At 71.8% G+C, this 24202-nt stretch carries 20 protein-coding genes; 14 read left to right on the top strand and 6 right to left on the bottom strand.

Going from position 1 to position 24202, the window contains the following annotated elements; genetic code table 11:
- Positions 1-2: 2 nt before the first annotated feature.
- The 7 genes from F4556_RS17460 (at position 3) to F4556_RS17490 (ending at position 10868) form a co-directional block, all read left to right on the top strand.
- Positions 3-581 (top strand): DUF5666 domain-containing protein, encoded by a 579-nt coding sequence (locus tag F4556_RS17460; RefSeq protein ID WP_184916692.1) that lies wholly within the window; start codon positions 3-5, stop codon positions 579-581.
- Between the two features lie 115 nt (positions 582-696).
- Complete coding sequence (locus F4556_RS17465) at positions 697-1428, top strand: response regulator transcription factor (protein WP_184916696.1); 732 nt, start codon at positions 697-699, stop codon at positions 1426-1428.
- A 15-nt stretch (positions 1429-1443) separates the two neighbouring features.
- The gene (locus F4556_RS17470; protein ID WP_221503632.1) at positions 1444-2871 is read left to right on the top strand and encodes a sensor histidine kinase; all 1428 of its coding nucleotides are present in this window, start codon (positions 1444-1446) and stop codon (positions 2869-2871) included.
- A 156-nt stretch (positions 2872-3027) separates the two neighbouring features.
- Entirely contained in the window at positions 3028-4563 is a 1536-nt protein-coding gene (locus F4556_RS17475; RefSeq protein WP_184916698.1) for a cytochrome ubiquinol oxidase subunit I, read from the top strand.
- Between the two features lie 9 nt (positions 4564-4572).
- Positions 4573-5574 (top strand): cytochrome d ubiquinol oxidase subunit II, encoded by a 1002-nt coding sequence (gene cydB, locus F4556_RS17480; RefSeq protein ID WP_184916701.1) that lies wholly within the window; start codon positions 4573-4575, stop codon positions 5572-5574.
- A gap of 2 nt (positions 5575-5576) precedes the next feature.
- Complete coding sequence (gene cydD, locus F4556_RS17485) at positions 5577-9056, top strand: thiol reductant ABC exporter subunit CydD (RefSeq protein ID WP_184916704.1); 3480 nt, start codon at positions 5577-5579, stop codon at positions 9054-9056.
- A 9-nt stretch (positions 9057-9065) separates the two neighbouring features.
- On the top strand, positions 9066-10868 hold the full coding sequence (locus F4556_RS17490; protein ID WP_184916707.1) for a GAF domain-containing sensor histidine kinase: 1803 nt from the start codon (positions 9066-9068) through the stop codon (positions 10866-10868).
- A gap of 11 nt (positions 10869-10879) precedes the next feature.
- Here the strand turns inward: F4556_RS17490 and F4556_RS17495 are convergent, their stop codons facing one another.
- The 4 genes from F4556_RS17495 to F4556_RS17510 all read right to left on the bottom strand — a co-directional run bounded on the left by F4556_RS17495 (position 10880) and on the right by F4556_RS17510 (position 14008).
- The gene (locus F4556_RS17495; RefSeq protein ID WP_184916710.1) at positions 10880-11722 is read right to left on the bottom strand and encodes an HAD family hydrolase; all 843 of its coding nucleotides are present in this window, start codon (positions 11720-11722) and stop codon (positions 10880-10882) included.
- A 66-nt stretch (positions 11723-11788) separates the two neighbouring features.
- Positions 11789-12358, bottom strand: coding sequence for a hypothetical protein (locus tag F4556_RS17500; protein ID WP_184916713.1), 570 nt, complete (start codon positions 12356-12358; stop codon positions 11789-11791).
- 124 nt (positions 12359-12482) lie between these two features.
- Positions 12483-13289 carry an SGNH/GDSL hydrolase family protein gene (locus F4556_RS17505; protein ID WP_184916716.1) on the bottom strand — a complete coding sequence of 269 codons (807 nt, stop codon included), beginning with the start codon at positions 13287-13289 and terminating at the stop codon, positions 12483-12485.
- Positions 13286-14008, bottom strand: coding sequence for a hypothetical protein (locus F4556_RS17510; protein WP_313068342.1), 723 nt, complete (start codon positions 14006-14008; stop codon positions 13286-13288). Before F4556_RS17510 ends, F4556_RS17505 begins: the two co-directional genes overlap by 4 nt.
- Positions 14009-14075: 67 nt before the next feature.
- Here F4556_RS17510 and F4556_RS17515 point away from each other — a divergent pair, with 67 nt between their 5' ends.
- Positions 14076-14585, top strand: coding sequence for a MarR family winged helix-turn-helix transcriptional regulator (locus tag F4556_RS17515; RefSeq protein WP_184916719.1), 510 nt, complete (start codon positions 14076-14078; stop codon positions 14583-14585).
- A 34-nt stretch (positions 14586-14619) separates the two neighbouring features.
- Here the strand turns inward: F4556_RS17515 and F4556_RS17520 are convergent, their stop codons facing one another.
- Positions 14620-15639 (bottom strand): AraC family transcriptional regulator, encoded by a 1020-nt coding sequence (locus tag F4556_RS17520; protein WP_184916722.1) that lies wholly within the window; start codon positions 15637-15639, stop codon positions 14620-14622.
- A 55-nt stretch (positions 15640-15694) separates the two neighbouring features.
- Here F4556_RS17520 and F4556_RS17525 point away from each other — a divergent pair, with 55 nt between their 5' ends.
- Positions 15695-16585 (top strand): sterol desaturase family protein, encoded by an 891-nt coding sequence (locus F4556_RS17525; RefSeq protein ID WP_184916726.1) that lies wholly within the window; start codon positions 15695-15697, stop codon positions 16583-16585.
- A 130-nt stretch (positions 16586-16715) separates the two neighbouring features.
- Here F4556_RS17525 and F4556_RS17530 read toward each other — a convergent pair whose 3' ends face one another.
- Complete coding sequence (locus tag F4556_RS17530; protein ID WP_184916729.1) at positions 16716-19445, bottom strand: right-handed parallel beta-helix repeat-containing protein; 2730 nt, start codon at positions 19443-19445, stop codon at positions 16716-16718.
- A 115-nt stretch (positions 19446-19560) separates the two neighbouring features.
- On the opposite strand from F4556_RS17530, the gene F4556_RS17535 reads away from it, so the two are divergent.
- The 5 genes from F4556_RS17535 (at position 19561) to F4556_RS17555 (ending at position 24125) form a co-directional block, all read left to right on the top strand.
- A complete protein-coding gene (locus F4556_RS17535) occupies positions 19561-20448 on the top strand; it encodes an LLM class flavin-dependent oxidoreductase (RefSeq protein WP_184916732.1) in 888 nt (295 codons plus the stop codon).
- Between the two features lie 288 nt (positions 20449-20736).
- Complete coding sequence (locus tag F4556_RS17540; protein ID WP_184916735.1) at positions 20737-21555, top strand: hypothetical protein; 819 nt, start codon at positions 20737-20739, stop codon at positions 21553-21555.
- Complete coding sequence (locus tag F4556_RS17545; RefSeq protein WP_184916739.1) at positions 21548-22372, top strand: hypothetical protein; 825 nt, start codon at positions 21548-21550, stop codon at positions 22370-22372. Before F4556_RS17540 ends, F4556_RS17545 begins: the two co-directional genes overlap by 8 nt.
- Positions 22369-23199, top strand: a complete 831-nt coding sequence (locus F4556_RS17550) for a hypothetical protein (protein WP_184916742.1) — start codon at positions 22369-22371, stop codon at positions 23197-23199. Before F4556_RS17545 ends, F4556_RS17550 begins: the two co-directional genes overlap by 4 nt.
- Positions 23196-24125, top strand: coding sequence for a hypothetical protein (locus tag F4556_RS17555; RefSeq protein WP_184916745.1), 930 nt, complete (start codon positions 23196-23198; stop codon positions 24123-24125). Before F4556_RS17550 ends, F4556_RS17555 begins: the two co-directional genes overlap by 4 nt.
- Positions 24126-24202 lie beyond the last annotated feature (77 nt).

Raw genomic sequence — 24202 nt, forward strand, 5'->3', positions numbered from 1 at the left:
CCATGACCACCGACGATCCGATGCCTCAGGACCCGCTCGCCACCCCGCCCGACGCCCGGGACGTGACCGCCGAGCTGGCCGCGGCCCCCCGGCGCCGGCTGCCCTGGCCGACCCTGGTGCTCTCCGGTGCCGTGCTCGCCACCCTCGCCTTCGCGGGCGGCGTCCAGTACCAGAAGAGCAACGGCACCCCGGACGGCCAACAGCGGGCGGCGAGGACCAACCAGCAGTCGACGGGCCAGAACGGCTACCCCGGCGGCGGCAACCGCCGCGCCCAGAACGGGACCGGCGGCACCGGCAACCAGCCCGGCTTCACCCGGGGCACCGTCAAAGCGGTGGACGGCTCGACCGTCTACCTGACCGACGCCAACGGAAACACCGTCAAGGTCACCACCACCGACGCGACCAAGGTGCAGCTCGCGAAGGAGGGCAAGGCCGCCGACCTGCAGCCCGGCCAGACCGTCACCGTGGTCGGCACCCCGGACGCCTCCGGCGGTTACGCGGCCACCCAGCTGACCGAGGGCGGCGCCCTGGGCGGCTTCGGCGGCGCCCGCCCCGGCGCGGCGGCCTCCCCCACCGGCTGACCGCCAACTCATCAGGTCCTCATCAATCGGACGTACGCTCCCCGGGCTATCGTCCATGGAGGACCCAGCCCGACCGGGAGGCGGATCAGCAGTGCAACGGACAGCGACCACGACGATGAGCCCGACCAGTGCCGCCACGGGTGAGGCGTACCTGCTGGTGGTGGACGACGAGCCGAACATCCGCGAACTGCTCTCCGCCTCCCTCCGGTTCTCCGGCTTCCGGGTGGCCTCGGCCGCCACCGGCGAGGAGGCGCTCAGCTCGATCGCGGCCGAGCGCCCCGACCTGGTGGTGCTCGACGTGATGCTCCCCGACCTGGACGGCTTCGCCGTGGTCGAGCGGCTCCGCGAGCAGGCCCAGTGGCCGCAGCCGGCCGACCACGTGCCGGTGCTCTTCCTCACCGCCAAGGACGGCACCACCGACAAGGTGCACGGGCTGGCGGCCGGCGCGGACGACTACGTCACCAAGCCGTTCAGCCTGGAGGAGCTGATCGCCCGGATCCGGGCGATCCTGCGCCGGGCCGGCGGCCCGGTCGAGGACGGCCGGCTGACGGTCGGTGACCTGACCCTCGATCCGACCGCGCACGAGGTGACCAGGGCGGACCAGCCGATCGGCCTGTCGCCGACCGAGTTCAAGCTGCTGCACTACCTGATGGCCAACGTGAACCGGGTGGTCTCCAAGGCGCAGATCCTCGACCACGTCTGGGCCTACGACTTCGGCGGCGACCTCTCCATCGTCGAGTCGTACGTCTCCTACCTGCGCCGCAAGCTCGACTCGGGCCCGGCCCACGGGCCCAAGCTGATCCACACCGTCCGCGGCATCGGCTACGCGCTCCGCCGCCCGCTCTAGGCCCAGGTCCTCTCCTTGATCTCCCGGCTCTCGCTCCGCACCCGACTCCTGCTGCTCACCCTGCTGCTGGTCACCACCGGCCTGGCGGCCAGCGACGTGTTCGTGCTGGCCACCGTCCGGGGCAATCTGGTGGACCGCGCGGACGAGCAGCTGCAGCGGTTCGCCGATCCGATCTCGCACCGGGACCCGGAACGCACCATCGAGGCCCGCCAGTTGAACCAGGCGGCCGGGCGCCGGATCGCCCCGGCGCTGCCCAGCCAGTACCTGGTGCAGTTCCTCGGCGCGAACGGCGGCGTCGAGCAGGTGCTCCGCGAGCCGATGAGCGACGCCGACCCGGGCCCCAAGCTGACCGGTCTCGGCCCGCTGAACCGTCCCTTCGACGCCCCCGGCGAGCACCCGGGCCACCGCTGGCGGGTGCTGGTCCTGCCGATCGCGAAGAGCACCCCGGCCACCCCGCAGTACGTGCTGACCGCGATCTCGCTCGACGACGTCGACTCCACCGTCTCCCGCCTGCAGACCTCCTTCCTCGCCATCGGCGGGGTGGTGCTGCTGCTGATCGCCGCCCTCGGCACCTTCGCCGTCCGGGCCGGGCTGCGCCCGCTCGCCCGGATCGAGCAGGACGCCGAGCTGATCGCCACCGGCGGGCTCTCGCACCGGATCACCCAGCCCCCGACCACCACCGAGGTCGGCCGCCTGTCCGCCGCGCTGAACAGCATGCTGGGCCAGCTCGAGGCGGCCTTCGCCGCCCGGGCCCGCTCGGAGGCCCGGATGCGCCGCTTCGTCGCCGACGCCTCGCACGAGCTGCGCACCCCGCTCGCGGGCATCCGCGGCTTCGCCGAGCTGCACCGGATGGGCGCCCTGCAGGACGTGGACCGCGCGATGGACCGGATCGAGTCCGAGGCGATCCGCCTCGGCACCCTGGTCGAGGACCTGCTGACGCTCGCCCGGCTGGACGAGGAGCGCCCGCTCGACCTGGCCCCGATGGACCTGCGCACGCTGGCCGCGGACGCCCTGCACGACCTGACCGCGCTCGACCCGGGCCGCCCGGTCTCGCTCACCGGCCCGGCCGGCACCGGCGCCCCCCAGCCCGCCCCGGTGCTCGGCGACGAGGCCAGGCTCCGCCAGGTGGTCACCAACCTGGTCGGCAACGCCGCCAAGCACACCCCGCCCGGCACCCCGGTCCGGATCGGCGTGGGCCGCCAGGGCACGTACTGCCTGCTCGAAGTGGCGGACTCGGGCCCCGGCCTGACGCCCGATCAGTCCGCCCAGATCTTCGACCGCTTCTACCGCGTCGACCTCTCCCGCAGCCGCCAGGACGGCGGCGGCGCCGGGCTCGGCCTGGCCATCGCGCACGCCCTCACCAGCGCGCACCACGGCTCCCTCACGGTGGAGTCCGGCGCGGGCGAGGGCGCGGTCTTCCAGCTCCGGCTGCCCCCGGCCTGACCCCGGTGTTCGAACCGATCTAAGCATCGTGGATACTCTCCTTGTGAACGTGTTCACGTTCACAAGCGGACAAGCTTCGATGGCATATCGGCACAACTCTGCTAAAGATGCTCTTTGTCCGTTATGTGAGTATTCACCGGTCAGAGAGAGGGCGAAGTGGAGCTAGCAGTCGCTCACGAGACCATCGCGCGATGGCAGTTCGGGATCACCACCGTCTACCACTTCCTCTTCGTGCCGCTGACGATCAGTCTGGCGTCCCTGGTGGCGGGGCTGGAGACGGCCTGGGTCCGCACCGGCAAGGAGAAGTACTTCCACGCCACCAAGTTCTGGGGCAAGCTCTTCCTGATCAACATCGCCATGGGTGTGGTCACCGGCATCGTCCAGGAGTTCCAGTTCGGGATGAACTGGTCCGACTACTCCCGCTTCGTCGGCGACGTCTTCGGTGCCCCGCTCGCGATGGAGGCGCTGATCGCCTTCTTCTTCGAGTCCACCTTCATCGGCCTGTGGATCTTCGGCTGGGACAAGCTGCCCAAGAAGATCCACTGTGCCTGCATGTGGATGGTCGCGATCGGCACCCTGCTCTCCGGTTACTTCATCCTGGCGGCCAACTCCTGGATGCAGCACCCGGTCGGCTACACCATCGACCCGGTCACCGGTAAGGCCCAACTCACCGACATCGCCCGGGTGCTGTTCCAGGACACCACGGTGGTCGTGGTCCTGCACACCATCACCGCCGCCTTCCTGACCGGCGCCGCGTTCATGGTCGGCATCAGCTCCTTCCACCTCTGGAAGACCAAGCGCAGCAACACCCCGGACCCCAAGAAGACCGCCGCGATGCGCACCTCGCTCCGGCTCGCCCTGGTGGTCGCCGTGATCGCCGGCCTCGGCACCGCCTTCAGCGGCGACAGCCTGGCCAAGGTGATGTTCCGTCAGCAGCCGATGAAGATGGCCTCCGCCGAAGCCCTCTGGGACACCGAGGCCCCGGCCCCGTTCTCGATCTTCGCCGTCGGTAACGTCAACGAGGGCCACAACTCGGTCGCCCTCGAGATCCCCGCGATACTGTCCTTCCTCGCCAACAGCGACTTCACCTCGGCCGTCCCCGGCATCAACGAGACCGCCGCCTCCGAAGCCGCCCGCTACGGCGGCGACCCCAAGGACTACATCCCGAACATCTTCGTCACCTACTGGGGCTTCCGCCTCATGATCGGTTTCGGGATGACCTCCTTCGTGGCCGCCCTGATCGGCCTCTGGACCACCCGCCGCAAATTCTGGCTGGCCCCCGAACACCGCACCGGCTCCGACGAAGTCCCCAAACTCATGCTCACCAAGAACCGTGAGCTGAACGGCTTCCTCACCAAGTGGAGCTGGCGGATCGGCATCCTCACCATGGGCTTCCCGCTGATCGCCAACAGCTTCGGCTGGATCTTCACCGAGATGGGCCGTCAGCCCTGGGCCGTCTTCGGCCTGATGAAGACCGCCTCCGCGGTCTCCCCGACCGTCACCGTCACCACCCAGGTGATCGCCCTCTCCACCTTCACCCTGCTCTACGCGATCCTCGCCGTGATCGAGGTCCGACTCCTCGTCAAGTACGCCAAGGCGGGCCCGGTCACCACCGAGGAACCCCCCACCAAGGACCCGACCCTGCGCCCCGGGCCCGAAGACGCCGACAAGCCCCTCGCCTTCGCCTACTGAGGACTCCCGATGCAACTCCACGACGTCTGGTTCATCCTGATCGCCGTCCTCTGGATCGGCTACTTCTTCCTCGAAGGCTTCGACTTCGGCATCGGCGTCCTCACCAAGCTGCTCGCCCGCAACACCGCCGAACGCCGCGTCCTGATCAACACCATCGGCCCGGTCTGGGACGGCAACGAGGTCTGGTTGCTCACCGCCGGCGGCGCCACCTTCGCGGCCTTCCCGGACTGGTACGCCACTCTCTTCTCCGGCTTCTACATCCCCCTCCTCCTCATCCTGGTCTGCCTGATCATCCGGGGAGTCGCCTTCGAGTACCGCGCCAAGCGGCCGGAGGAGCGCTGGCAGCGGAACTGGGAGCAGGCCATCTTCTGGACCTCCCTGATCCCCGCCTTCCTCTGGGGCGTGGCCTTCGCCAACATCGTGTACGGCGTGGACATCGACGAGCGCAAGAACTACGTCGGCACCCTCTGGGACCTGCTCAACCCGTACGCGATCCTCGGCGGCCTGGTCACCCTCACGCTCTTCACCTTCCACGGCGCGCTGTTCGCCGCCCTCAAGACCGAGGGCGAAATCCGCGCCCGCGCCCGGGCGACCGCCCTCCAACTCGGCCTGCTCACCGCCGTCCTGGCCCTGGTCTTCCTGATCTGGACCCAGTCCGACAGCGGCAACACCTGGAGCCTGATCGCCCTGGTGATCGCCGTAGTGGCCCTGCTCGGCGCCCTCGGTGCCAACCAACTCGCCCGCGAGGGCTGGGCGTTCATCCTCTCAGGGATCACCATCACGGCCGCGGTGGCGATGCTCTTCCTCGCCCTCTTCCCGGACGTGATGCCCTCCACCCTCAACCCCGAGTGGTCGCTCACCGTCAGCAACGCCGCGTCCTCGGCCTACACCCTCAAGCTGATGACCATCGTGGCGGCGATCTTCACGCCGCTCGTCCTGCTCTACCAGTCCTGGACCTACTGGGTGTTCCGCAAGCGGATCGGCACCCAGCACATCCCGGCCGCGCACTGACCATGCGACCCGTCGACCCCCGCCTGCTGCGCGAAGCCCGCACCACCCGCGCCTTCCTCGCCGGATCAGTACTCCTCGGCGGGGTCGGCGCGGTCCTCACCGTCCTCCAGGCCGGCCTGATCGCCGACATCGTGATCAGCGCCTTCCAGCAAAAGAACTACGCCCTCACCACCCCCCTCACCCTGCTCGCCGCCACCGCCCTGGGCCGCGCCGCGGTTGCCTGGCTCACCGAACTGACGGCCCACCGCTCGGTCGCCAAGGTGAAGTCCACCCTCCGCCGCCGCCTGCTCGACCACGCCACCGCCCTCGGCCCCGGCTACCTCTCCACCCGCCGCACCGGCGAACTCACCACCCTGGCCACCCGGGGCGTCGACGCCCTGGACGACTACTTCGCGCGCTACCTCCCCCAGCTCGCGCTCGCCGTCGTCGTCCCCGCGATCGTCCTGCTCCGCATTCTCGGCGCCGACCTCACCTCCGCCGCGATCATCGCCGGGACGCTCCCGCTGATCCCGCTCTTCATGGTCCTGATCGGCCTGGCCACCCAGAACCTGATGGACCGCCAGTGGAGCAGCCTCGCCCGGCTCAGCCACCACTTCCTCGACGTGGTCGCGGGCCTCCCCACCCTCAAGATCTTCAACCGCGCCAAGCACCAGGCCGCCACCATCGCCCGGATCACCGACGACTACCGAAAGGCGACCCTCCGCACCCTCCGGATCGCCTTCATCAGCTCCTTCGCCCTGGAACTGCTCGCCACCCTCTCGGTCGCCCTGGTGGCCGTCTCCATCGGCTTCCGCCTGGTCAACGGCACCCTGACCCTGGAGACCGGCCTGCTCGTCCTGATCCTGGCCCCCGAGGTCTACTTCCCGATCCGTCAGGTCGGCGCGCTCTACCACTCCAGCGTCGAGGGCCTCTCCGCCGCGAACGAGATCTTCGAAGTCCTCGAAACCCCGCTCCCCACCCCCGGCACCACCCCGGTCCCCGACCTCCATTCAGCCACCATCACCCTCACCGCCCTCGCCGTCACCGACCGCCTGTCCCCCACCACCCTCACCCTCGCGCCCCACACCGTCACCGCCCTCACCGGCCCGTCCGGCTCCGGCAAGACCACCCTCCTCTCCACCCTGCTCGGCTTCACCACCCCCACCGCCGGCACCATCCGCATCAACGGCCACGACCTCACCACCCTCGACCCGGCCGGCTGGCACCGCCAGATCGCCTGGGTCCCCCAGCACCCCCACCTCTTCGCCGGCACCGTCGCCGACAACATCCGCCTGGCCCGCCCCGACGCCACCGACGAAGACCTCCGAGCCGCCCTGACGCAGGCCCACGCCACCGACTTCGCCGACCTCACCATGACCCTCGGCGAGAACGGCGCCGGCCTCTCCGCCGGCCAACGCCAACGCCTCGCCCTCGCCCGCGCCCTCCTGACGGACCGTCCGCTCCTCCTGATGGACGAGCCCACCGCCAACCTGGACAGCGCCAGCGAACAGGCCATCGTCGCGACCCTCCAGGCCATGAAGACCCGCACCGTCCTCTTCATCGCCCACCGCCCGGCCCTCCTCGCAACGGCGACGCACCACCACCTGACCAGCCCCACCACCCCCACCACCCCTGAAGGGCGAGAGGGTCTGCTGCGGGAGCGGACCGTCCCGTCCGGCGCCCCCGGTCCCCACACACCCGAGAGCCCCGCCGTAAACCCCGCCACCCACCCCCGCCTCACCCTCGCGACAGCCCTCGGCACCCTCGCCCTCACCTGCGCCGTAGCCCTGATGGCCACCTCCGGCTGGCTCATCTCGTACGCCTCCGAGATGCCCCCGGTGCTCTACCTGATGATGGCCGTCACCTCCGTCCGCGCCTTCGGCATCGGCCGCAGCGTCTTCCGCTACGCCGAACGCCTGGTCTCCCACGACGCGGTGCTCCGCGCCCTCGGCGCGATCCGCACCACCGTCTACCGCCGCCTCGAACTGCTCGCCCCGACTGCTCTCCCGGCCTTCCGCCGGGGCGACCTGCTCTCCCGCCTGGTCTCCGACGTGGACGCGATCCAGGACCACTACCTCCGCTGGAAGCTCCCGGCCGCCATCGCCGTCACCGTCTCCGTGCTCTCCTCCCTCGCGCTCGGCGCCTTCCTGCCCGCCGCCGGTGCCGTCCTCGCCGTCGGCCTGCTGCTCGCCGGAGCGGTCGTACCGGCCCTCGCCACCCGCCTGTCGGCCCGTACCGAACGCCAACAGGCCCCGGCGCGCGGCGAGTTGGCCACCGCCGTGGTCGACACCCTCACCGGCACCGCCGAACTCACCGTCGCGGGCGCCCTCCCCGCCCGCCTCCGCACCGCGCACGCCGCCGACGGCCGCCTCACCACGCTCGCCGCCCGCTCCGCCGCCACCCTGGCCGCCTCCACCGGGCTGACCACCGCGCTGACCGGACTCACCGTCACCGCCGCCGCGGCCGTCGGCGTACACGCCGTCAGCACCGGTGCGCTGCCGGGGGTCTGCCTCGCGCTGGTGATCCTGCTGCCGCTGGCGGCCTTCGAGGCCGTCACCGGCATGCCCACCGCCGTCCAGGCCAGGGCCCGCAGCAGGTCCGCCTCGGCCCGGCTCGACGAACTCCTCCGCACCGAACCAGCCATCGTCGAACCAACCGACCCCACCACTGCTCCCACCACCGCCCACCTGACGGCCCACCAGCTCTCCGCCCGCTGGCCCGGCCGCAGCACCGACGCGATCCACGGCATCGACCTCGACCTCACCCCGGGCCGGCGGATCGCCGTGGTCGGCCCGTCCGGCTCCGGCAAGACCACCCTCGCGCACACCCTGCTCCGCTTCCTCGACCCCAGCTCCGGAAGCGTCACGCTGAACTGTCCACAGCCTGTGGACACCCGCACCATCCCGTCCGACGAGGTCCGCCGCTCGGTCGGCCTGTGCGCCCAGGACGCCCACATCTTCGACAGCTCGCTCCGCGAGAACCTCCGGCTGGCCGCACCCACCGCCACCGACCAGGACCTGTCCGCCGCCCTCGCCTCGGCCCGCCTGCTCAGCTGGGTGCAGACCCTCCCAGACGGCCTGGACACCATGGTCGGCGAGCACGGCGCCCGGCTCTCCGGCGGCCAGCGCCAGCGCCTCGCGCTGGCCCGGGCGCTGCTCGCCGACTTCCCGGTCCTGATCCTGGACGAGCCCGCCGAGCACCTCGACCTCCCCACCGCCGACGCGCTCACCGCCGACCTGCTGGCCGCCACCACCGGCCGGACCACCCTCCTGATCACCCACCGCCTGGCCGGCCTGGAAGCGGTGGACGAGATCCTGGTCCTCGACCACGGCCGGGTGGTCGAACGCGGCACCTGGTCCGAGCTCACCGCCGACCCCAGCACCGCCTTCGCCACCACCTGGCACCGCGAACAGCTCGCCGACCTCGGCGCCTCCGCTTCCATCCCCTCCGCCCGCCACACCATCGAACAGCCGCAACCACCACTCCAAACCACCACAAACTAGGCTCATCCCATGGAGACCCAGCCCGACCCGATCACCCCGAACACCACCAGTGAGCCCATCCCCCACCGCGTCCCCGAGATCGCGTCCCTGGGCCTGGACACCCTGGTCACCGAGGTCTCCGAACGCCTCCAGTCCGCCGCCGCCGTCACCGACCGGATGCAGCGGCTGCTCGAAGCCGTGGTCTCGGTCGGCGCCGGTCTCGACCTGCACGCCACCCTCCAGCGGATCGCCACCGCCGCCGCCGAGCTGGTCGACGCCAAGTACGCCGCTCTCGGCGTGGTCTCCCCGCACGCGGACGGGCTCTCCGACTTCATCCACGTCGGCATCGACGACGAGACCGCCGCCAGGATCGGTGAACTCCCCACCGGGCGCGGCATCCTGGGCGTCCTGATCGACCACCCCGAGTCGCTCCGGCTGACCGACCTCTCCGCCGACCCCCGCTCCACCGGCTTCCCGCCCGACCACCCGCCGATGAAGTCCTTCATCGGCGAGCCGATCCGGGTCCGCGGCGAGGTGTTCGGCAACCTCTACCTGACCGAGAAGAAGACCAGCAGCGGCGCCTTCACCCCCGAGGACGCCCAGGTGGTGCACGCGTTGGCGGCCGCCGCCGGGGTCGCGATCGAGAACTCCCGCCTGTACGAGGAGGGCCGGCGTCGCGAGCGCTGGATCGCCGGCGCCTCCGCCGTCACCACGGCGCTGCTCTCCACCGACCGGGCCCAGGTCGCGCTGACCGTCGCCGCCGAGCAGGTCCGCGAACTCGCCGACGCCGCCCTCGGCATGATCCTGCTGCCCACCGGCGACGGGCAGATGAGGGTGGCCCACGCCTCCGGCGAGAAGGCCGAGTTCGTCCGGGGCGAGCTGCTGCCGCCCAGCAGCTTCGCGGCCCAGCTGCTCCAGGGCGAGAGCGTCTACCTCGACGACATGGCGAGCGACCCCGACGTGGTGATCCGGCTGGCCAAGCTGTTCGGTGCCTCGATGGCGGTGCCGATGATCGCGGCCGGCCGGGTGCTCGGCGGCCTCTGCGTCTGGCGCAGCCAGGGCGCACCGCCGTTCACGGAATCCGAGAAGCAGCTCGCCGAGGCGTTCGCCTCGCAGTCCGCGCTGGCCCTCCGGCTCGCCGAGGGCCAGCGTGACCAGCAGCGCCTCGCGGTCTTCCAGGACCGCGACCGGATCGCCCGCGACCTGCACGACCTGGTGATCCAGCGGCTGTTCGCCACCGGCATGATGCTCGAAGGGGCCGCCCGCCGCGCCCTGGTCCCCGAGGTCAAGACCGGCATCGGCAAGGCCGTCGACGAACTCGACGCGACCATCCAGGAAGTCCGCACCACTATCTACGCGCTCCAGCACGACGACCACGGCGACGAACCCGACACCCTGCGCACCCGGGTGCTGCGTGAGGGCAGCCAGGCCGCCGCCGCGCTCGGCTTCAAGCCCTCGATGACCTTCACCGGGCCGGTCGAGAGCCTGGTCGGCGAGAAGAGCGGACGTCAACTCCTGGCCGCACTACGGGAGATGCTCTCCAATACGGCCCGGCACGCCCGGGCCTCCCGGGTCGGCGTGGAGATCGACGCCACCGTCCATCTGGACGCCGAGGGGCACCCGGTCTCCGGCGACCCGGACGGGTACGACCGCCCGGGCTGGCCCGGTGTGCTGCTCACCGTCACCGACGACGGCGTCGGCATCCCGGACGGTGGCCGCCGCAGCGGTCTGCGCAACCTCACCCGGCGCGCCGAGACCCTGGGCGGCGCCGCCTGGCACGAGCCGGGGCCGGACGCCAAGGGCACCCGGGTCCGCTGGTCGGCCCGCCTCTGACGAGGGCTCAGCTACTGCGGTGCCGCTGCCGTCCCCAACAGCTGCTCCAGCACCGCCGCCACCCCGTCCTGCTCGTTGCTGACGGTGTGCTGGGCCACCGCGGCCAGCACCTCCGGGTGCGCGTTGGCGACGGCGTACGCGGTGCCCGCCCAGGCCAGCATCTCCAGGTCGTTGGGCATGTCGCCGAAGGCCACCACCTCGCTGCGGTCGATGCCCTGCGCGTGGCACCAGTCGGCCAGCGTGGACGCCTTGGTGACCCCGAGCGCGCTGATCTCCAGCAGGGCGAACGGCGAGGACCGGGTGATCTCGACGTACTCGCCGGCCACCTCGCGGGCCTTGCCCAGGAAGATGTCCGGGTCCAACTCCGGGTGCTTGACCAGCAGTTTGAACAGGCCCTGGACCTGACCGTCGGCGAGCAGCAGCTCGGCAGGACCCACCGCGTGCGGCTCGTCCGAACCCCACATCCGCAGCTGGTACTCGGCCTCCCGGGCGAAGCCGCCGGGGAACTCGAACGCGAACGCCGAGCCGGGCAGCTCGGCCCTGAGCAGACCCACCACCTTCAGCGCGTCCGCCGGCGTCAGCGGGTACGTCCGCAGCAGCTCGCCCCGCCGGACGTCCACCACCGCGCCGCCGTTGGAGCAGATCGCGATCCCGTGCCCGCCGATGTGCGCGCTGACCTGTTCCATCCACCGCGGTGGCCGGCCCGTGACGAAGACCACCTGGACGCCCGCTCGCTCGGCGGCGGTGAGCGCGGCCGCGGTCCGGGGCGAGACGCCGCCGCCGGGGCAGAGCAGGGTGCCGTCCAGGTCGGTGGCGATCAGACGGGGGAGCGCGGGGGAGGCGGTGGAAGTCACCGCTCCATCTTCGCTCACCCCGCCCGATCCGCCGCCGACCGGGACGGCACCTGTGACCGGGCCCGGTCAGGCGTGCCAGATCTCCTTGATCTCGGTGATCTTCCCGGTGCCGTCCAGCGCGATCTCGTAGATGCCGCCGGAGCAGCTGGCCGGGTCCTTGACCGGCTCGCCCAGCAGGCAGTCGCCGATGTGCGTCCACAGCTCGCCGACCGGCACCGTCTTGAACTTGCCCGGGCCGTTGGCGATCTGCGCCGTCACCTTCGCCGCGAACCCGTACGTCTTCTCCGCGCCCGCACCGGCGTAGTGGCCGTCGTTGGGGTCGCAGACGAACTTGGCGTCCTTCACGTACAGGGTGTCCTGCTTCGGCGGCTTCACCGCCTGGACGTACTTCCGCCCGGCCTTCGGCGCGGGGGTGGTGCAGCTCCCGGCGCCGTCCGGGTCGTCGGACGAGCTGCTCGCCGACGGGGTCGGGGAACCGGTGGTCTTCTCCACCGGGGCCGGCGGCGTGGTGCTGGCCGCCGGGGCCTGGACGTGGTTGCTGCTGCTCCCGCGGGTGGAGTGCTTCTGGCACCCGGTCAGACCGATGACGACGGCCGAGACGACCGCAACACCCGTGAGCAGCCTACGAGCTGACATATCGCTGGTTCCCCCATGATCGATGGACGCCGCCGTGACCGGCGCGTCACTGACGACCCGACAGGCTACCCACTCACCCCGACGGCACGCGCCCTGCCCCCGCTCCCGCGGCCGGTACCGCAGGTCACCAGGTGCGTTCGGCCAGCGCGTCGACCAGCGCGACCGCGACGGCCCGCTGCCCGTCCGGGGTGAGGTGCACGCCGTCCTCCGACAGGTGCCCGCGCCCGGCCGCCCGGGTGTCGACGACCGGTTCGGGGCGGCCGAGCAGGAAGCCGGCGGTGCCGTCGATGTCCTCCTCGGACCAGCTGAGGCCGGCCCGCCGGAAGTGCGGATAGGCGGCGACCCGCTCCGGGTCCACGCCGGTCGGGGTGAGCCAGACCCACCGGGCCGCCGTCCGCCGGACGGTCAGCTCGCACAGGGCGGCCAGGCTGCGCCGGGTCTCGGCCGCGCCGACCAGGGGGACACCGTCGATCCGCTGGGCGTCGTTGGCGCCGAGCATGCAGAGCACCCAGTCGGGGCGCTGGAAGCCGAGCAGCGGCAGCTGGGCCAGCGCCTGGACGCCGGTGCTGCCCGAGACGGCGAGGTTGCTGAACCGGACGCCGTCCGGCAACAGGTGGCGCAGGATCTCGAACCAGGAGAGCCGGTCGGCGGTGGTGCTCTCGCCGACGGCGACCACGTGCTGCCCGGGTGCGAACGGCAGTCGGGCCACCCGCGCGGCGAAGCCGGGGTCGGCCAGCAGCTCGGCGGCGGTCCGCCTGTTCTGCTCGTCGAACCGGGCGAGCAGCTCCCGGTACCCGGCCTGCTCCAGCCCGAACAGGGCGGCCAGCCGGGATTCGTCCAACTCGCCGAGGTAGCGCAGGGTCTTCTCCGGCTGCTGGAACCGCACCAGCCGCTCGGCCTGACCGTCCGTCATCGTGCGGCCGTCCGTCATGACGTCAGCTCCCGTTCCCGACTCCGTTCCTGACTCCGGACCCGGCGGCGGGGCAGCAGGAACCCGGCCGCGATCAGCCAGGCCAGCCCGGTGAACCTGGCCAGCGGCAGCAACACTGCGGCGCCGTCCAACAGCAGGGCCAGCGTGGACAGTTCGGCGACGGCCGCCACCGCGAGACCCGCGATCGCCAGCGGCCGCGGCAGCAGCCCGGCCAGCAGCCCGGGTACGGCGAGCCCGGCGACCAGCAGCCCGAGCGGCACCACATGCCCGGGGCCGCCGAAGCCGAACGCCAGGAACTGCAACGCCCGTACCAGCGCGGGCTGTTCCAGCACCTCGGGCCGGGACAGCACCCAGGTCACCAGCCCGGAGCAGGCCAGCGCGGCCGAGGCGAGCCCGCCGCCGGCCAGCGCGATGGTCGCGCCGGGGGCGCGGACGCCCAGCTTGTGCAGCCGGGCCGAGACCGTGGCGGCGTACACCGCCAGCGGTACCGAGGCGGCGAACTGCAGGGCGCCCGCCACCCGCATCGCGTCGGTGTGCTCACGGAAGTACGCCACGATCCCGTCCGTGGCGCCGAACGGGGAGGGGAAGGGGTGGCCGTCGGCCAGCAGGGTGCTGACCACGAGTCCGGCGATGAACAGGCCGGTGAAGACCACGGCGAGGATGCCCGGCGGCGGCCCGCCCTGGGCCTCCCGCCGGGTGGGGGTGTCGGTCGACTGCACGGCAGGTCCGTTCTCTTGGATGAATGGTTCACTGTAGAGAATCGTTCTTGTCCCGTACGATAGCCCCGTGAGCAGCCCCCGGCAACCAGACCAGAGCCCCGGCCCCGGCGCCCCGGGCCCGCGCGGCGCGGCCTTCCTGCTCGCCCAGATCGGCGCGCACGCCGCCGCGCTGTTCGCCGAGCGCGTGGCGGAGCTCGGCCTGACCCCGGCCGACGTCGGACTGCTGCGCATGATCGCCGGGCGGCCCGGCCGCAGTCAGCGCGCGCTGGCCACCGACCTGGGCGTGGTGCCCAGCCGGGTCGTCGCCCTGATCGACAACCTGGAGACCAAGGGCCTGGTCGAACGCCGCCGCAGCACCGAGGACCGCCGCAACCACGAACTGCACCTCTCCCCCGAGGGCCGGCACACCCTCACCAGGGTCTCCCGCTCGGCCGCCACCCACGAGGACACCCTGCTCGCCGCCCTCGACCCGGCCCAGCGCGCCCAGCTCACCCAGCTGCTCGAACTCATCGCCGCCCAACAGGAGTTGACCCCGGGCGTGCACCCCGGCTACCGCCAGTCCCCGAAGCGGTCGTAGCAACGACGAAGGGCCCGGCCATCCGGCCGGACCCCTAGTGGTCCTCGTTGGCGGCGCGCCGGTAGGCCGAGGGGGTCAGGCCCGTCCATCTCCGCACGGCGCGGGTGAAGGCGGCCGGGGTGGCGAAGCCCACCCGTGGCGCGATGGCGGTCACCGGCAGCCCGGTCGGCTCGGGCTCGGCCAGCAGGGCCAGCGCACGGTCCCGTTGCACGGCCTCCACCAGGGTCGAGAACGAGCACCCCTCCTCCTGGAGCCGCAACTGGAGTGTCCGGCGGCCGACCGCCATCGTCCGCGCCACCTCCGCCAGCCGAGGCGGGTGGGCCGACCCCACACCCTCGTGCAGACTCGCCCGGACCGCTGCCGACCACGGTGTCCGGTTCAGCGCGAGCTGCCGCTGCGCGTACGGGGCGAGCATCGCCAGCACCACCGGATCGGCCTGCCGTACCCGAGCGCCCAGCGCGGCCGGTCCGAACACGCAGGCGTCCGACGGCTGCCCGAACGCCACCGGGCCGAGCGCGTGGTGGTACGGCTCCGGCCGCGCGGGTCCGGGCCGCCGCAGCAGTACCCGGTCCGGGCCCGCGCCCTCCCCGGCGAGCCGGCGAACGGTGCGGCACAGCATGGCGAAGCAGGCGTCCACGGTGTCCGGATGTGCCGCAGCGCCGTCCAGGGCCCGCAGGCTCACCGACACCGTGGCGGGCCCGCTGCCGGCGGGGCGCCGCCGTACGACCAGCTCGTTGCGGCCGATCAGGGGGTGGAAGCGCTCCAGGCTGTCCAGCACCGAGGCGATGTCGGGACTGTTGGCGAGGATCGGCGCCAGGACCCCGCCGAGCGCGGTGGTCTCGGCCGACGCGGCGAACGCCAATCCGGGGTGCGCCGAACCGGCCAGGCGCAGCGCGTCCCAGTGCGGTTCCAGCCAGTCGCCCTGCGCTCCGGCCTCCCGGAGGTCCGGCAGCGCCACGTCCCGCGCGAGGGCGTAGGCCCGCAACTCCGCCTCCAGCAGGTCGGTGCTGCTCGGGCTGCCGTGGTCGTCGTCCCGGGATGCGCGAGAAGGCAAAAGCGGTACGCCCACGGGAAAGCACGCCTCTCGGGTCAACTGCGAAGTTGGCGGCATGGAACTCGACACACCGGCACGGCCGGGTCTGACCTACGGTACCTACCCCCTGCTGGCCACGGCCACGGCCGTCGTCGTCTGGGCAGCCGTCACCCACCGCCTGCCGATCTCGCGGGACGCCGCCCTCGCGCTGCTGACGGTCGGCACCATCGTGGTCGCCTTCACCGTCGAGCGGGTCAACCCGCTGCTGGACCGCTGGCGGATGACCCGGGACAGTTTCGTCGGCCGCGACCTGCCGTTCATCGGACTGGCCTTCGTGGTCGAGCAGGTCGCGACCATGGGTGTCTCCCTCATCGCCGCCCGATTCGTCCCGGACGGCGGCTTCGGACCACTCGCCGAAGTCCCGCTCCTCGTCCAGGCCCTGGTGGTCCTGCTGGCCCTCGACCTGCTCTGGTACGCCTACCATCGGGCCGCCCACGCCATCCCCCGGCTGTGGCGGGCGCACGGAGTGCACCACGCGCCGTCCCAGCTGTATGTCCTCATGCACCCGGTCTTCCACCCGATCGACCTGCTGGTCTCCCGGTTCGTGATCTCCCTGCTGGTGTTCCGGTTCAGCGGCGCGACCCCTGACGCCGCCTTCCTGGCCCTGGTGGTGCTGAACCTTCAGCAGACGATCAGTCACATCAACTCCGACCTCCGCACCGGGCCGCTCAACTACCTGCTGATCGGTGCCGAGACCCACCGCTGGCACCACGGCGCAGGCGAACGGGTCAACTACGGCTCGGTGCTCGCGGTCTGGGACATCGCCTTCCGCACCTTCGTGTACGAGCCCACCCGGGTGCCCGACCAGCTCGGGCTCGACGACCCGTCCTCCTACCCCGACCCGCGCCGCTTCCACGCCACCCTCGCCTGGCCGCTCCGGCGAGCCAAGGTGGTGTCGCCGCGCTGACGGTGGAGATGGTGCGGCGGAGGCGGACGCGAGAGAGGTGCCTTGCTTCCGGCGGGCCGGAAGCAAGGCACCTCTCTGCGTCATCCCTGTTCCGCGTCGGTCACCGACCGGAATGCGGGCTGAGTGGGCGTCAGCCGTTCTGGTAGTAGCCGAAGATGTCGACGACCAGGTCGATGTTGCCGGAGCTCTGGTTGAAGAAGTCGATGACGCCCCGGCCCGGCGTGACCTGGACCAGGTTCGGCACGGTGCTGCCGCGCCGCCAGTTCAGCGACGAGGTGCTCGGCACGTACACCGGAGACGGGTACCCGCTCTGGTAGTCGGCGAGGGTGTTCGGGTCGGAGGCCACGGACAGGTAGCCGTCGGCGCCGGTGTTGGTGACGGTGGCGTTGAAGACGAACGCCGGGATGTCGAGGCGCTTGGTCATCGGCAGGTAGGCGTAGTAGCCGCCCTTCAGCGGGCCGCCGCCCCAGGTCGCCGGGTCACGGGTGTCGAGCAGCCGCTCCGGGTCGACCGGGATGAACGCACCCAACTGGTAGGCGCTGTAGTAACCGACCACGTCGATGATCACGTCGACCCCGGCCCCGGTGCCGTTGAACACCCGGATCTTGCCGTCCGCGCCGACCGGGACGACGACCGAGTTGGCGATGGTCTGTCCGGCGGTGAAGTTCAGGTTGGACGCGGTGGGCATGTCCTGCCCGCTCGGGTAGGCGGTCAGGTAGCCGTCCCCGCGCGGGTTGGTGACGGTGACGTTCAGTGCGACTGCGGTGATGCCGGTGGGCAGGCCGGGGGCGGCGTCGGCGATCTGCACCGGGATGGAGCCGCGCCCGGGGATCTGGCCGCGCGGGGCGCCGGTGCCCTCCCGGGTGTCGACCAGCCGGCTCGGGCCGACCGGGGCGAAGCCGGCCGCGGGCGTCGGGGTGAAGTAGCCGGTGATGTCGGCGATCAGGTCGGTGCTGCCCCCGCTGCCGTTGTACAGGTCGAGGTAGCCGTTGGCGCCGATCGGCACCATCACCAGGTTCGGCACGGTCTGCCCGGCCCGGTAGTTGACGTTCGAGGTGGTCGGCCGCTGGCCGCCGTCCGGGTACGCCGTGATGTAGCCGTCGGCGGCCGGACCGGTCACGGTCAGGTTCAGCACCGCGGCGGTCGCGTTCGCCGGGATGCCGTTGGCACCGCCGACCTTGAGCTTGACCGTCCCCGACGCCGGGACCCGGCCGGCGGCCGGGAGACCTGTGCCGTCCCGGCTGTCCAGCAGCCGCTTCGGGCCGTACGCGGTGTACTGCGAACCGAAGGTGGAGACCTTCACCGTGTTGCGGATGGTGTTGCCGGTCTTCTCGTAGTCGGTGACGGTGATCGTGTAGTCGCCGAGCTTCTTGTAGACGTGGCCGGCTGTCGTCTTCACCGGCTTGTTGCCGTAGAAGTTGAGGACGTCGGTGCTGTCGTCGCCCCACTGGATGTAGATGTCCTGGGCCACCGGCAGGGTGGTCACGTCCAGGTCCAGCGAGACGCCGTACGCGCTGGTGTTCTTCGCGGTCAGCGCCATCGCGAAGCCGGGGTTGTTGCTCTGGAACTTGACCGCGCCCCGGTCGGTCATCGGCCCGTGCCCGAAGTAGTCGGTGGTCAGGGCGCCGGGCGCGGACTGGTTGGCGGTGCCGATCGCGGCGGAACCGGTCTGCAGGGCGTAGGCGATGCTCCCGTTGACCCGCTGCGGCGCGACTGTCTCGACGGTGTCGTGCGCGCCCTGGCTCTGCGCGGCCTTGAAGGCGGCCACGGTCGGGTACGCGGTGCCTGCCCAGCGGTAGGGCCCGGCGCCGGTGGCGGACTCGGCGTAGAAGTCGTTGTAGTCGGTGGTGGTCGCCGGGGCGGACTCGGCCGAGACCGTCACGGCGGGCTGACCGGAGTCGCAGTCGGCCACGGCGGCCGTCTCGACCAGCACGTTGTTCTGGATCGACACGGCGGTCGAGGCGCCGTCCACGGCGATGGCCGGGAGGCAGCCACGCTGGATGGTGTTGCCGACGACGTTCAGGCCCTGCACTCCGGTGGCAGCGATGCCGCCGGTCGCCTGGTACTGCGTCTGGCTGTTGTCCGTGGTGGCGCCTTGGACCAGGTTGCCGGCCAGGGTGACGTCCTTCGCCCCGGCGGCTACCGAGATCGTCGAACTGCCGATGACCGGCCAGGACATCCCGACGTTCGACCTGGTCAAGGTGATCGTGCTGGACGTGCCGTCGATGGCCAGGGCGTTGCCGCCGGACCCGGTGAGCTGATCGGAGTCGAGGGTGATCCGGCTGGAGCCCTTGATGAGCAGGCCCGGCGCGTTGCCCCCGCTGAAGGTGAGGTGACTGATCGTCACATCGCTGACCCCGTCGAGGGTCAGGGCGGGCTTTCCGGCCGCGTCGTTGAACGACATCATCCGCGGTGCATTGGTACCGGCGAGGAGGGTCAGGCCGGAGGTGCGGACGACCACGGCCTCCATGGCACTGGGCGGACTGGCCCCCTCGTCCTTCCCGTCGACCTGGACGGTGTCGCCGGGGACGGCCGCGTCCACACCGCGCTGCAGGCTGCAGAACGGCGCCGCCTGGGTGCCCGTCCCGGTGCTGGTGCAGGTGGTGCGGGTGACGACGTAGATGGTCCGGCCGGTGGACGGCACGGCGGCGGACCGGGCGGCGACCGCGGCCTCGCCCTGCACCCGGGACGAGTTGCCCGCCGGGCTGGTGAACGTCTTGGCGCCGGGAAGCTCCCACCCGCTCCGGGCGGGAGCCTGTACGGCGTTCGGGGCCGGGTCGGCGGCATACGCCTGGCCCGGCAGGAAGGCGAACCCGGCGGCTAGAGCCGCAGCGGTCGCAACGATACGGCGGTGGTGCACCGACCCCCCAGATTTTTCAAATGTATGACGATCGCTTCTTTGGCGGGGTCAGGCTACAAGCAGCCGTGCGAGCACCGACAACCGGTTTCCAGTGCGTCCGGCTAGGGTCGACAGCATGCGACTGAGCACGGTGATCCTCCCCATCCACCGGTGGAGCGAGGGGCAGAAGATCTGGCGGCAAGCCGAGGACCTCGGCTTCCATGCCGCGTACACCTATGACCACCTCTCCTGGCGGTCGTTCCGGGACGAGCCGTGGTTCGGGGCGGTTCCGACGCTGACGGCGGCGGCCGCCGCGACCGAGCGGATCCGGCTCGGCACGTTGGTCACCTCGCCGAACTTCCGTCATCCGGTCACGCTGGCCAAGGAGTTGGTGTCGCTGGACGACATCTCGGGCGGGCGGGTGACGGTCGGGATCGGGGCCGGCGGGATCGGGTTCGACGCGACGGCGATGGGGCAGGAGGCGTGGTCGCCGAAGGAGCGGGCGGACCGGTTCGGCGAGTTCCTGCCGTTGCTGGACAAGCTGCTCACCCAGGACGCCACCACCGAGACGGGGACGTACTACTCGGCGGTCGAGGCGCGGAACATCCCTGGCTGTGTGCAGCGGCCCCGGGTGCCGTTCTACGTGGCGGCGGCCGGGCCGCGCGGGATGCGGCTGGCGGCCGAGTTCGGGCAGGGGTGGGTGACGTACGGCGACCCGAAGGGGCCGGCCGAGGTGCCGGTGGAGCAGGCGCCCGCGGTGATCGCGGCGCAGCTGGCGAAGCTGACGGCGGCCTGCGAGGCGCAGGGCCGGGACGTGGACGAGCTGGCGAAGGTGCTGCTGCAGGGCTCGACGGCGGAGAAGCCGCTGGCCTCGCTGGACGCGTTCGTCGACTGGGCCGGTACCTACCGGGAGTTGGGCATCACGGAGCTGGTGATCCACTGGCCGGTGCCGGACTCGATCTTCGCCAACGACCTCGCGGTCTTCGAACGGATCGCCACCGAGGGCCTCGCGCAGCTGGGCTGAACCGTCCCGGCCGGGGCCGACCAGGCCGGCCCCGGCCGGGCTCGTTGCGGTTCGATCACGACGTGTCCGATTGGTTCGGCAATGCGGGGGAGTGTCGGGCACAACTGTGTTGGTGGTGGGGGCAATGGCCTCTCATAATTCTGCTGACACACGTGACAGTCGGCTTTGGCAGGGGCGGAATCCAGCACCCCGGCGGGGGAGCGGCGCGCGTTCCGTTCCTTCTGGGGGAGTCCCTTGTCTGCGCCTGAGAGCGCACCGGAGAGCGCGCCGACAATCGCGCCCGAATCGGTGCCGGAATCCATACCCGAGCCGACGGTCGAGCCGCTGTCAGAGGCTGAGGTCGGGGCCGAGCCGGTCCGGAAGCTGCCGCGCGCGGTGCTCGTCGCGCTGACGGTCACCGGCCTGCTCGCGGTGACCGCCGCCAGCGCCACCGTCACGGTGGCGATCGGCAAGCCGGACCGGAAGCCGCACACCGTCGCCGCCGCACCTGCGGCGAGCGGCAGCCCGAGCGCGAGTCCGAGCCCGAGTGCGACCCCGTCGCCCGCCGCCGAGCCGACCCCGACGCCCACTCAGGTGCCGTCCCCGGTCAGCACCTTGCACGGCACGGTGGACGGCAGTACGCACGGTGGCGACCTGCGGTTCTTCCTGCTCCCGATGCCCGCGGGCGCCGAGTCCTACGGCTCCGCCGACGGGGCCAAGGTCGAGCGGGACGCGGTGAAGAAGGACTTCGAGAGCGACTCCGCCGCCGAGCAGACCCTCGACTACCTCGGCTACAAGGAGGGGGCGACCCGTCGCTACCGCTCCGCCGACGGGCAGCAGGAGGTCGAGGTCCGGATGTTGCGCTTCAAGTCGGCGGCGGACGCCCGCAGGTTCGCGGACAGCAGCAGCTACAAGGACGTCCAGGAGTTCGACATCGACGGCGACGCCAAGGGGAAGGGCGTGCTGATGAAGCCCAAGCAGGAGGCGTGGACCGGAATGCTGGTCGGCGTCTCCACGGTGGGCGACGTCGAGTACGAGGTCACGGTCCTGGTGAAGGGCACGCCCGACAAGGCGCCGCTCCAGGAAGCGATGAAGCGTCAGCGGGAAAGGCTGAACTCCGGTGGCTGAGCCGAACATTTCCCCCGAGCCCGAGCGCGAGCCCGCTGGGATCCCGTCCCAAGAAGGCGAGTTCGGCCAGGCCGAACTGCTCGCGGCGGGCACCGAGGAGCAGCCGCCCGCCACCCCGCGCCGCCCGCTGGGCACCGGGAAGCTGCTGCTGGCCGCGCTGCTGGTCGGTCCGCTGCTGGGCGGGTCGGTCGGTTACGCGATCCAGTCGGCCCGGCCGGCCACCCCGCTGCCCGAGCTGCAGGTCGCCGCGCCGCGGTACCCGGCCGCTCCGGCGGACGAGAAGGCGGTGGCCGACGGGACGCTGAAACCGCTGCAGATCGACGGTGACCTGCGCAAGCTGCTGATCGCCAAGCCGGACGGCGCCGAGGTCTGGGACAACAACGGCCGTGGCGACGACAGTGGTTGGATCAGCGCGGGCGAGAAGGCGATGTCGTACGGCCAGGCCGACGACGTCTTCCGTCGGCTGCTCCGCGAGGGCTTCCGCCGGGACGCGATCGTCACCTGGCGCAAGGGCGAGACCAAGTGGCGGGTGGAGCTGATCCAGTACCAGTCCGACCTGGCGGATTCGGCCCAGCAGAACGCGGTCGACCGGAGCTTCAGCGGATCGACACTTCCGTTGCCCGGTACGGCCAGTGGGGTCTACATGACCCCGCACGAGGCGCGGAACTACGCCCAGAGCACCGAGAAGTACTACTTCGGACAGGCCCTGGCAAGGCGCGGTGACCTGGTGATGCGGATCAGCGTGTACTCGCCCGCACAGGTCAACGCGGACGAGCTCAAGGACGTCGCCAAGCGGCAGTGGGAGCGACTGGTATGAGCATCACCGAGACACCACCGGCCGACGGGCAGCAGCCCCAACTGCCGCTCCCCGCCCAGCTGGAGGACCAGCCGCCGGCACCGCGTCGCGCGCTGCACCCGGCCCTGCGGGCGGGCGCCGCCGTACTGGCGGCCGCCGTGCTCGGGGTCGGCATCGGCGTCGGCATCCTGCGCACGCAGTACTCGGACGAGGACACCGCGCCGGTCGCGGCGGCCACCCCCTCGACGGCGCCGGGCGCGAGCGCGTCGCCGTCGTTCGGCGCCAAGTCCAATGGCACGCACTTCGGTTCGCTGCGCGAGCTGCTGCTCCCGATGCCGGAGCAGTACCGGCTGGGGCCCGACGCGGGCACCTACGGCAACGACACCGACCTGACCGAGGACCAGCGCAAGAGCTGGGTCGAGGACCAGGTGCGCGGCCTGCCGAAGAAGCTCCAGGACGCGCTGCGCAAGGAGTGGGAGAGCACCCCGCTGAAGGGCGGCGGTGTCCGCACCTACATCTCGCCGACCGGCGACTACACGGTGACGGTCTGGCTGCTCCAGTACCACCAGGACGCGGTCAAGGCCGACGCCGCCTGGAACAGCGTGCTGGCCTCGGACTCCGGGCTGTTCCGGCTCGGGCCGAAGGTGCCGGGGCACGAGCAGGCGAGCTGCTTCCTCCCGGACGCCGATCCGGGCGACAAGATCGACCGCCTGGTCTGCTCGGCGGCGGAGGGTGACCTCCGGGTCGAGATGGAGGTGGAGGGGATCGCCCCGCTGCCCAAGGACAAGGCCGTGAACCTCTTCAGCCGGCAGCTCGACCGGCTGGCCCGCCCGGGAGCGTCCGTATGACCGATCAGACCGAGACCACCGGCCCCGTCCCGCCGGAGCCCACCGCGGCGCCGGAGCCCACCGCGGCGCCGGAGCCCACCGCGGCGCCGGACGCACCGCCGGCCCCCGAGCCCGGCACCGGCCCCGTCGAGCTGGACGCCTGGGCGCTGACGCCCGAGGCGGCGGCCGAGGAGCAGGCCCGCCGGCCCCGTCGGCGGATCAAGGTGCGCTGGGCGGCCGCCGCGCTGGTGGTGCTGCTCACCGGCACCGCCGCCGCGTTCGCGATGACCTCGGTGGAGCGCACCGACCTGCCCGGACTGGAGACCCCGAACGACGGCCGGTACGTCTTCCAGCCCCTGACGCTGCCTCCGCTCCCGTCCGGCAAGCCCTCCCCGGGCGCGACCGAGGCGAAGCGCCGTCACCACGCCGACCTGCGCCTGCTGGTGCTCCCCGCTCCGGTCGGCGGGACGGTCTCGCCCGCCCCGGCGCCCGGTCAGCCCGCCGCCCCGGCGGACTGGAAGACCTGCGAGGACTACGCCCAGCTCGACAAGGACCCGGTCAAGATCAAGGAGCTGCTGGACGAGAACGCCTGCCGCGGCGCGGTCCGCCGGATCTGGACCGCGGCGGACGGCACCCGGGCCGAGACCTGGCTGCTCAAGTTCGGCTCCGCGAGTGAGGCGGAGGCGTTCCACCTCAAGATGAGCGGCGGTGACCTCAAGGAGCCGGCCGACCTGTCGCACGGCACGTCGGAGCTCGACCCCACGCTGACGCGACTGTCGGTGGAGTTCACCAAGACCACGGTCGGTGCCGCCAAGGAGCCGGTCGGCCGGGCCGTCTACCTGCAGAACGGCGATGTGGTCGCGCTGATCCTGCTGACCAACCCGAAGGGCGTGCCGGCGCAGGCGTTCCGTCAGGTGGCGGTCCTGCAGAACGACCTGCTGAACTGACGGTGAGTCAGCGGCCCGACCCCTGCTACCCCTAGGGGTCGGGCCGCCGCGCGTCATCCTGCAGGGCTACCCGGACC

Source organism: Kitasatospora gansuensis (assembly GCF_014203705.1).
GTDB classification, from domain to species: Bacteria; Actinomycetota; Actinomycetes; order Streptomycetales; family Streptomycetaceae; genus Kitasatospora; species Kitasatospora gansuensis.

Bases quoted from the DNA above. Each gene is read 5' to 3' on its own strand.
- F4556_RS17460 (WP_184916692.1), top strand. From the start codon at position 3: ATGACCACCGACGATCCGATGCCTCAGGACCCGCTCGCCACCCCGCCC.
- F4556_RS17465 (WP_184916696.1), top strand. From the start codon at position 697: ATGAGCCCGACCAGTGCCGCCACGGGTGAGGCGTACCTGCTGGTGGTG.
- cydB (WP_184916701.1), top strand. From the start codon at position 4,573: ATGCAACTCCACGACGTCTGGTTCATCCTGATCGCCGTCCTCTGGATC.
- cydD (WP_184916704.1), top strand. From the start codon at position 5,577: ATGCGACCCGTCGACCCCCGCCTGCTGCGCGAAGCCCGCACCACCCGC.
- F4556_RS17490 (WP_184916707.1), top strand. From the start codon at position 9,066: ATGGAGACCCAGCCCGACCCGATCACCCCGAACACCACCAGTGAGCCC.
- F4556_RS17500 (WP_184916713.1), bottom strand. From the start codon at position 12,358: ATGTCAGCTCGTAGGCTGCTCACGGGTGTTGCGGTCGTCTCGGCCGTC.
- F4556_RS17505 (WP_184916716.1), bottom strand. From the start codon at position 13,289: ATGACGGACGGCCGCACGATGACGGACGGTCAGGCCGAGCGGCTGGTG.
- F4556_RS17525 (WP_184916726.1), top strand. From the start codon at position 15,695: ATGGAACTCGACACACCGGCACGGCCGGGTCTGACCTACGGTACCTAC.
- F4556_RS17535 (WP_184916732.1), top strand. From the start codon at position 19,561: ATGCGACTGAGCACGGTGATCCTCCCCATCCACCGGTGGAGCGAGGGG.
- F4556_RS17550 (WP_184916742.1), top strand. From the start codon at position 22,369: ATGAGCATCACCGAGACACCACCGGCCGACGGGCAGCAGCCCCAACTG.
- F4556_RS17555 (WP_184916745.1), top strand. From the start codon at position 23,196: ATGACCGATCAGACCGAGACCACCGGCCCCGTCCCGCCGGAGCCCACC.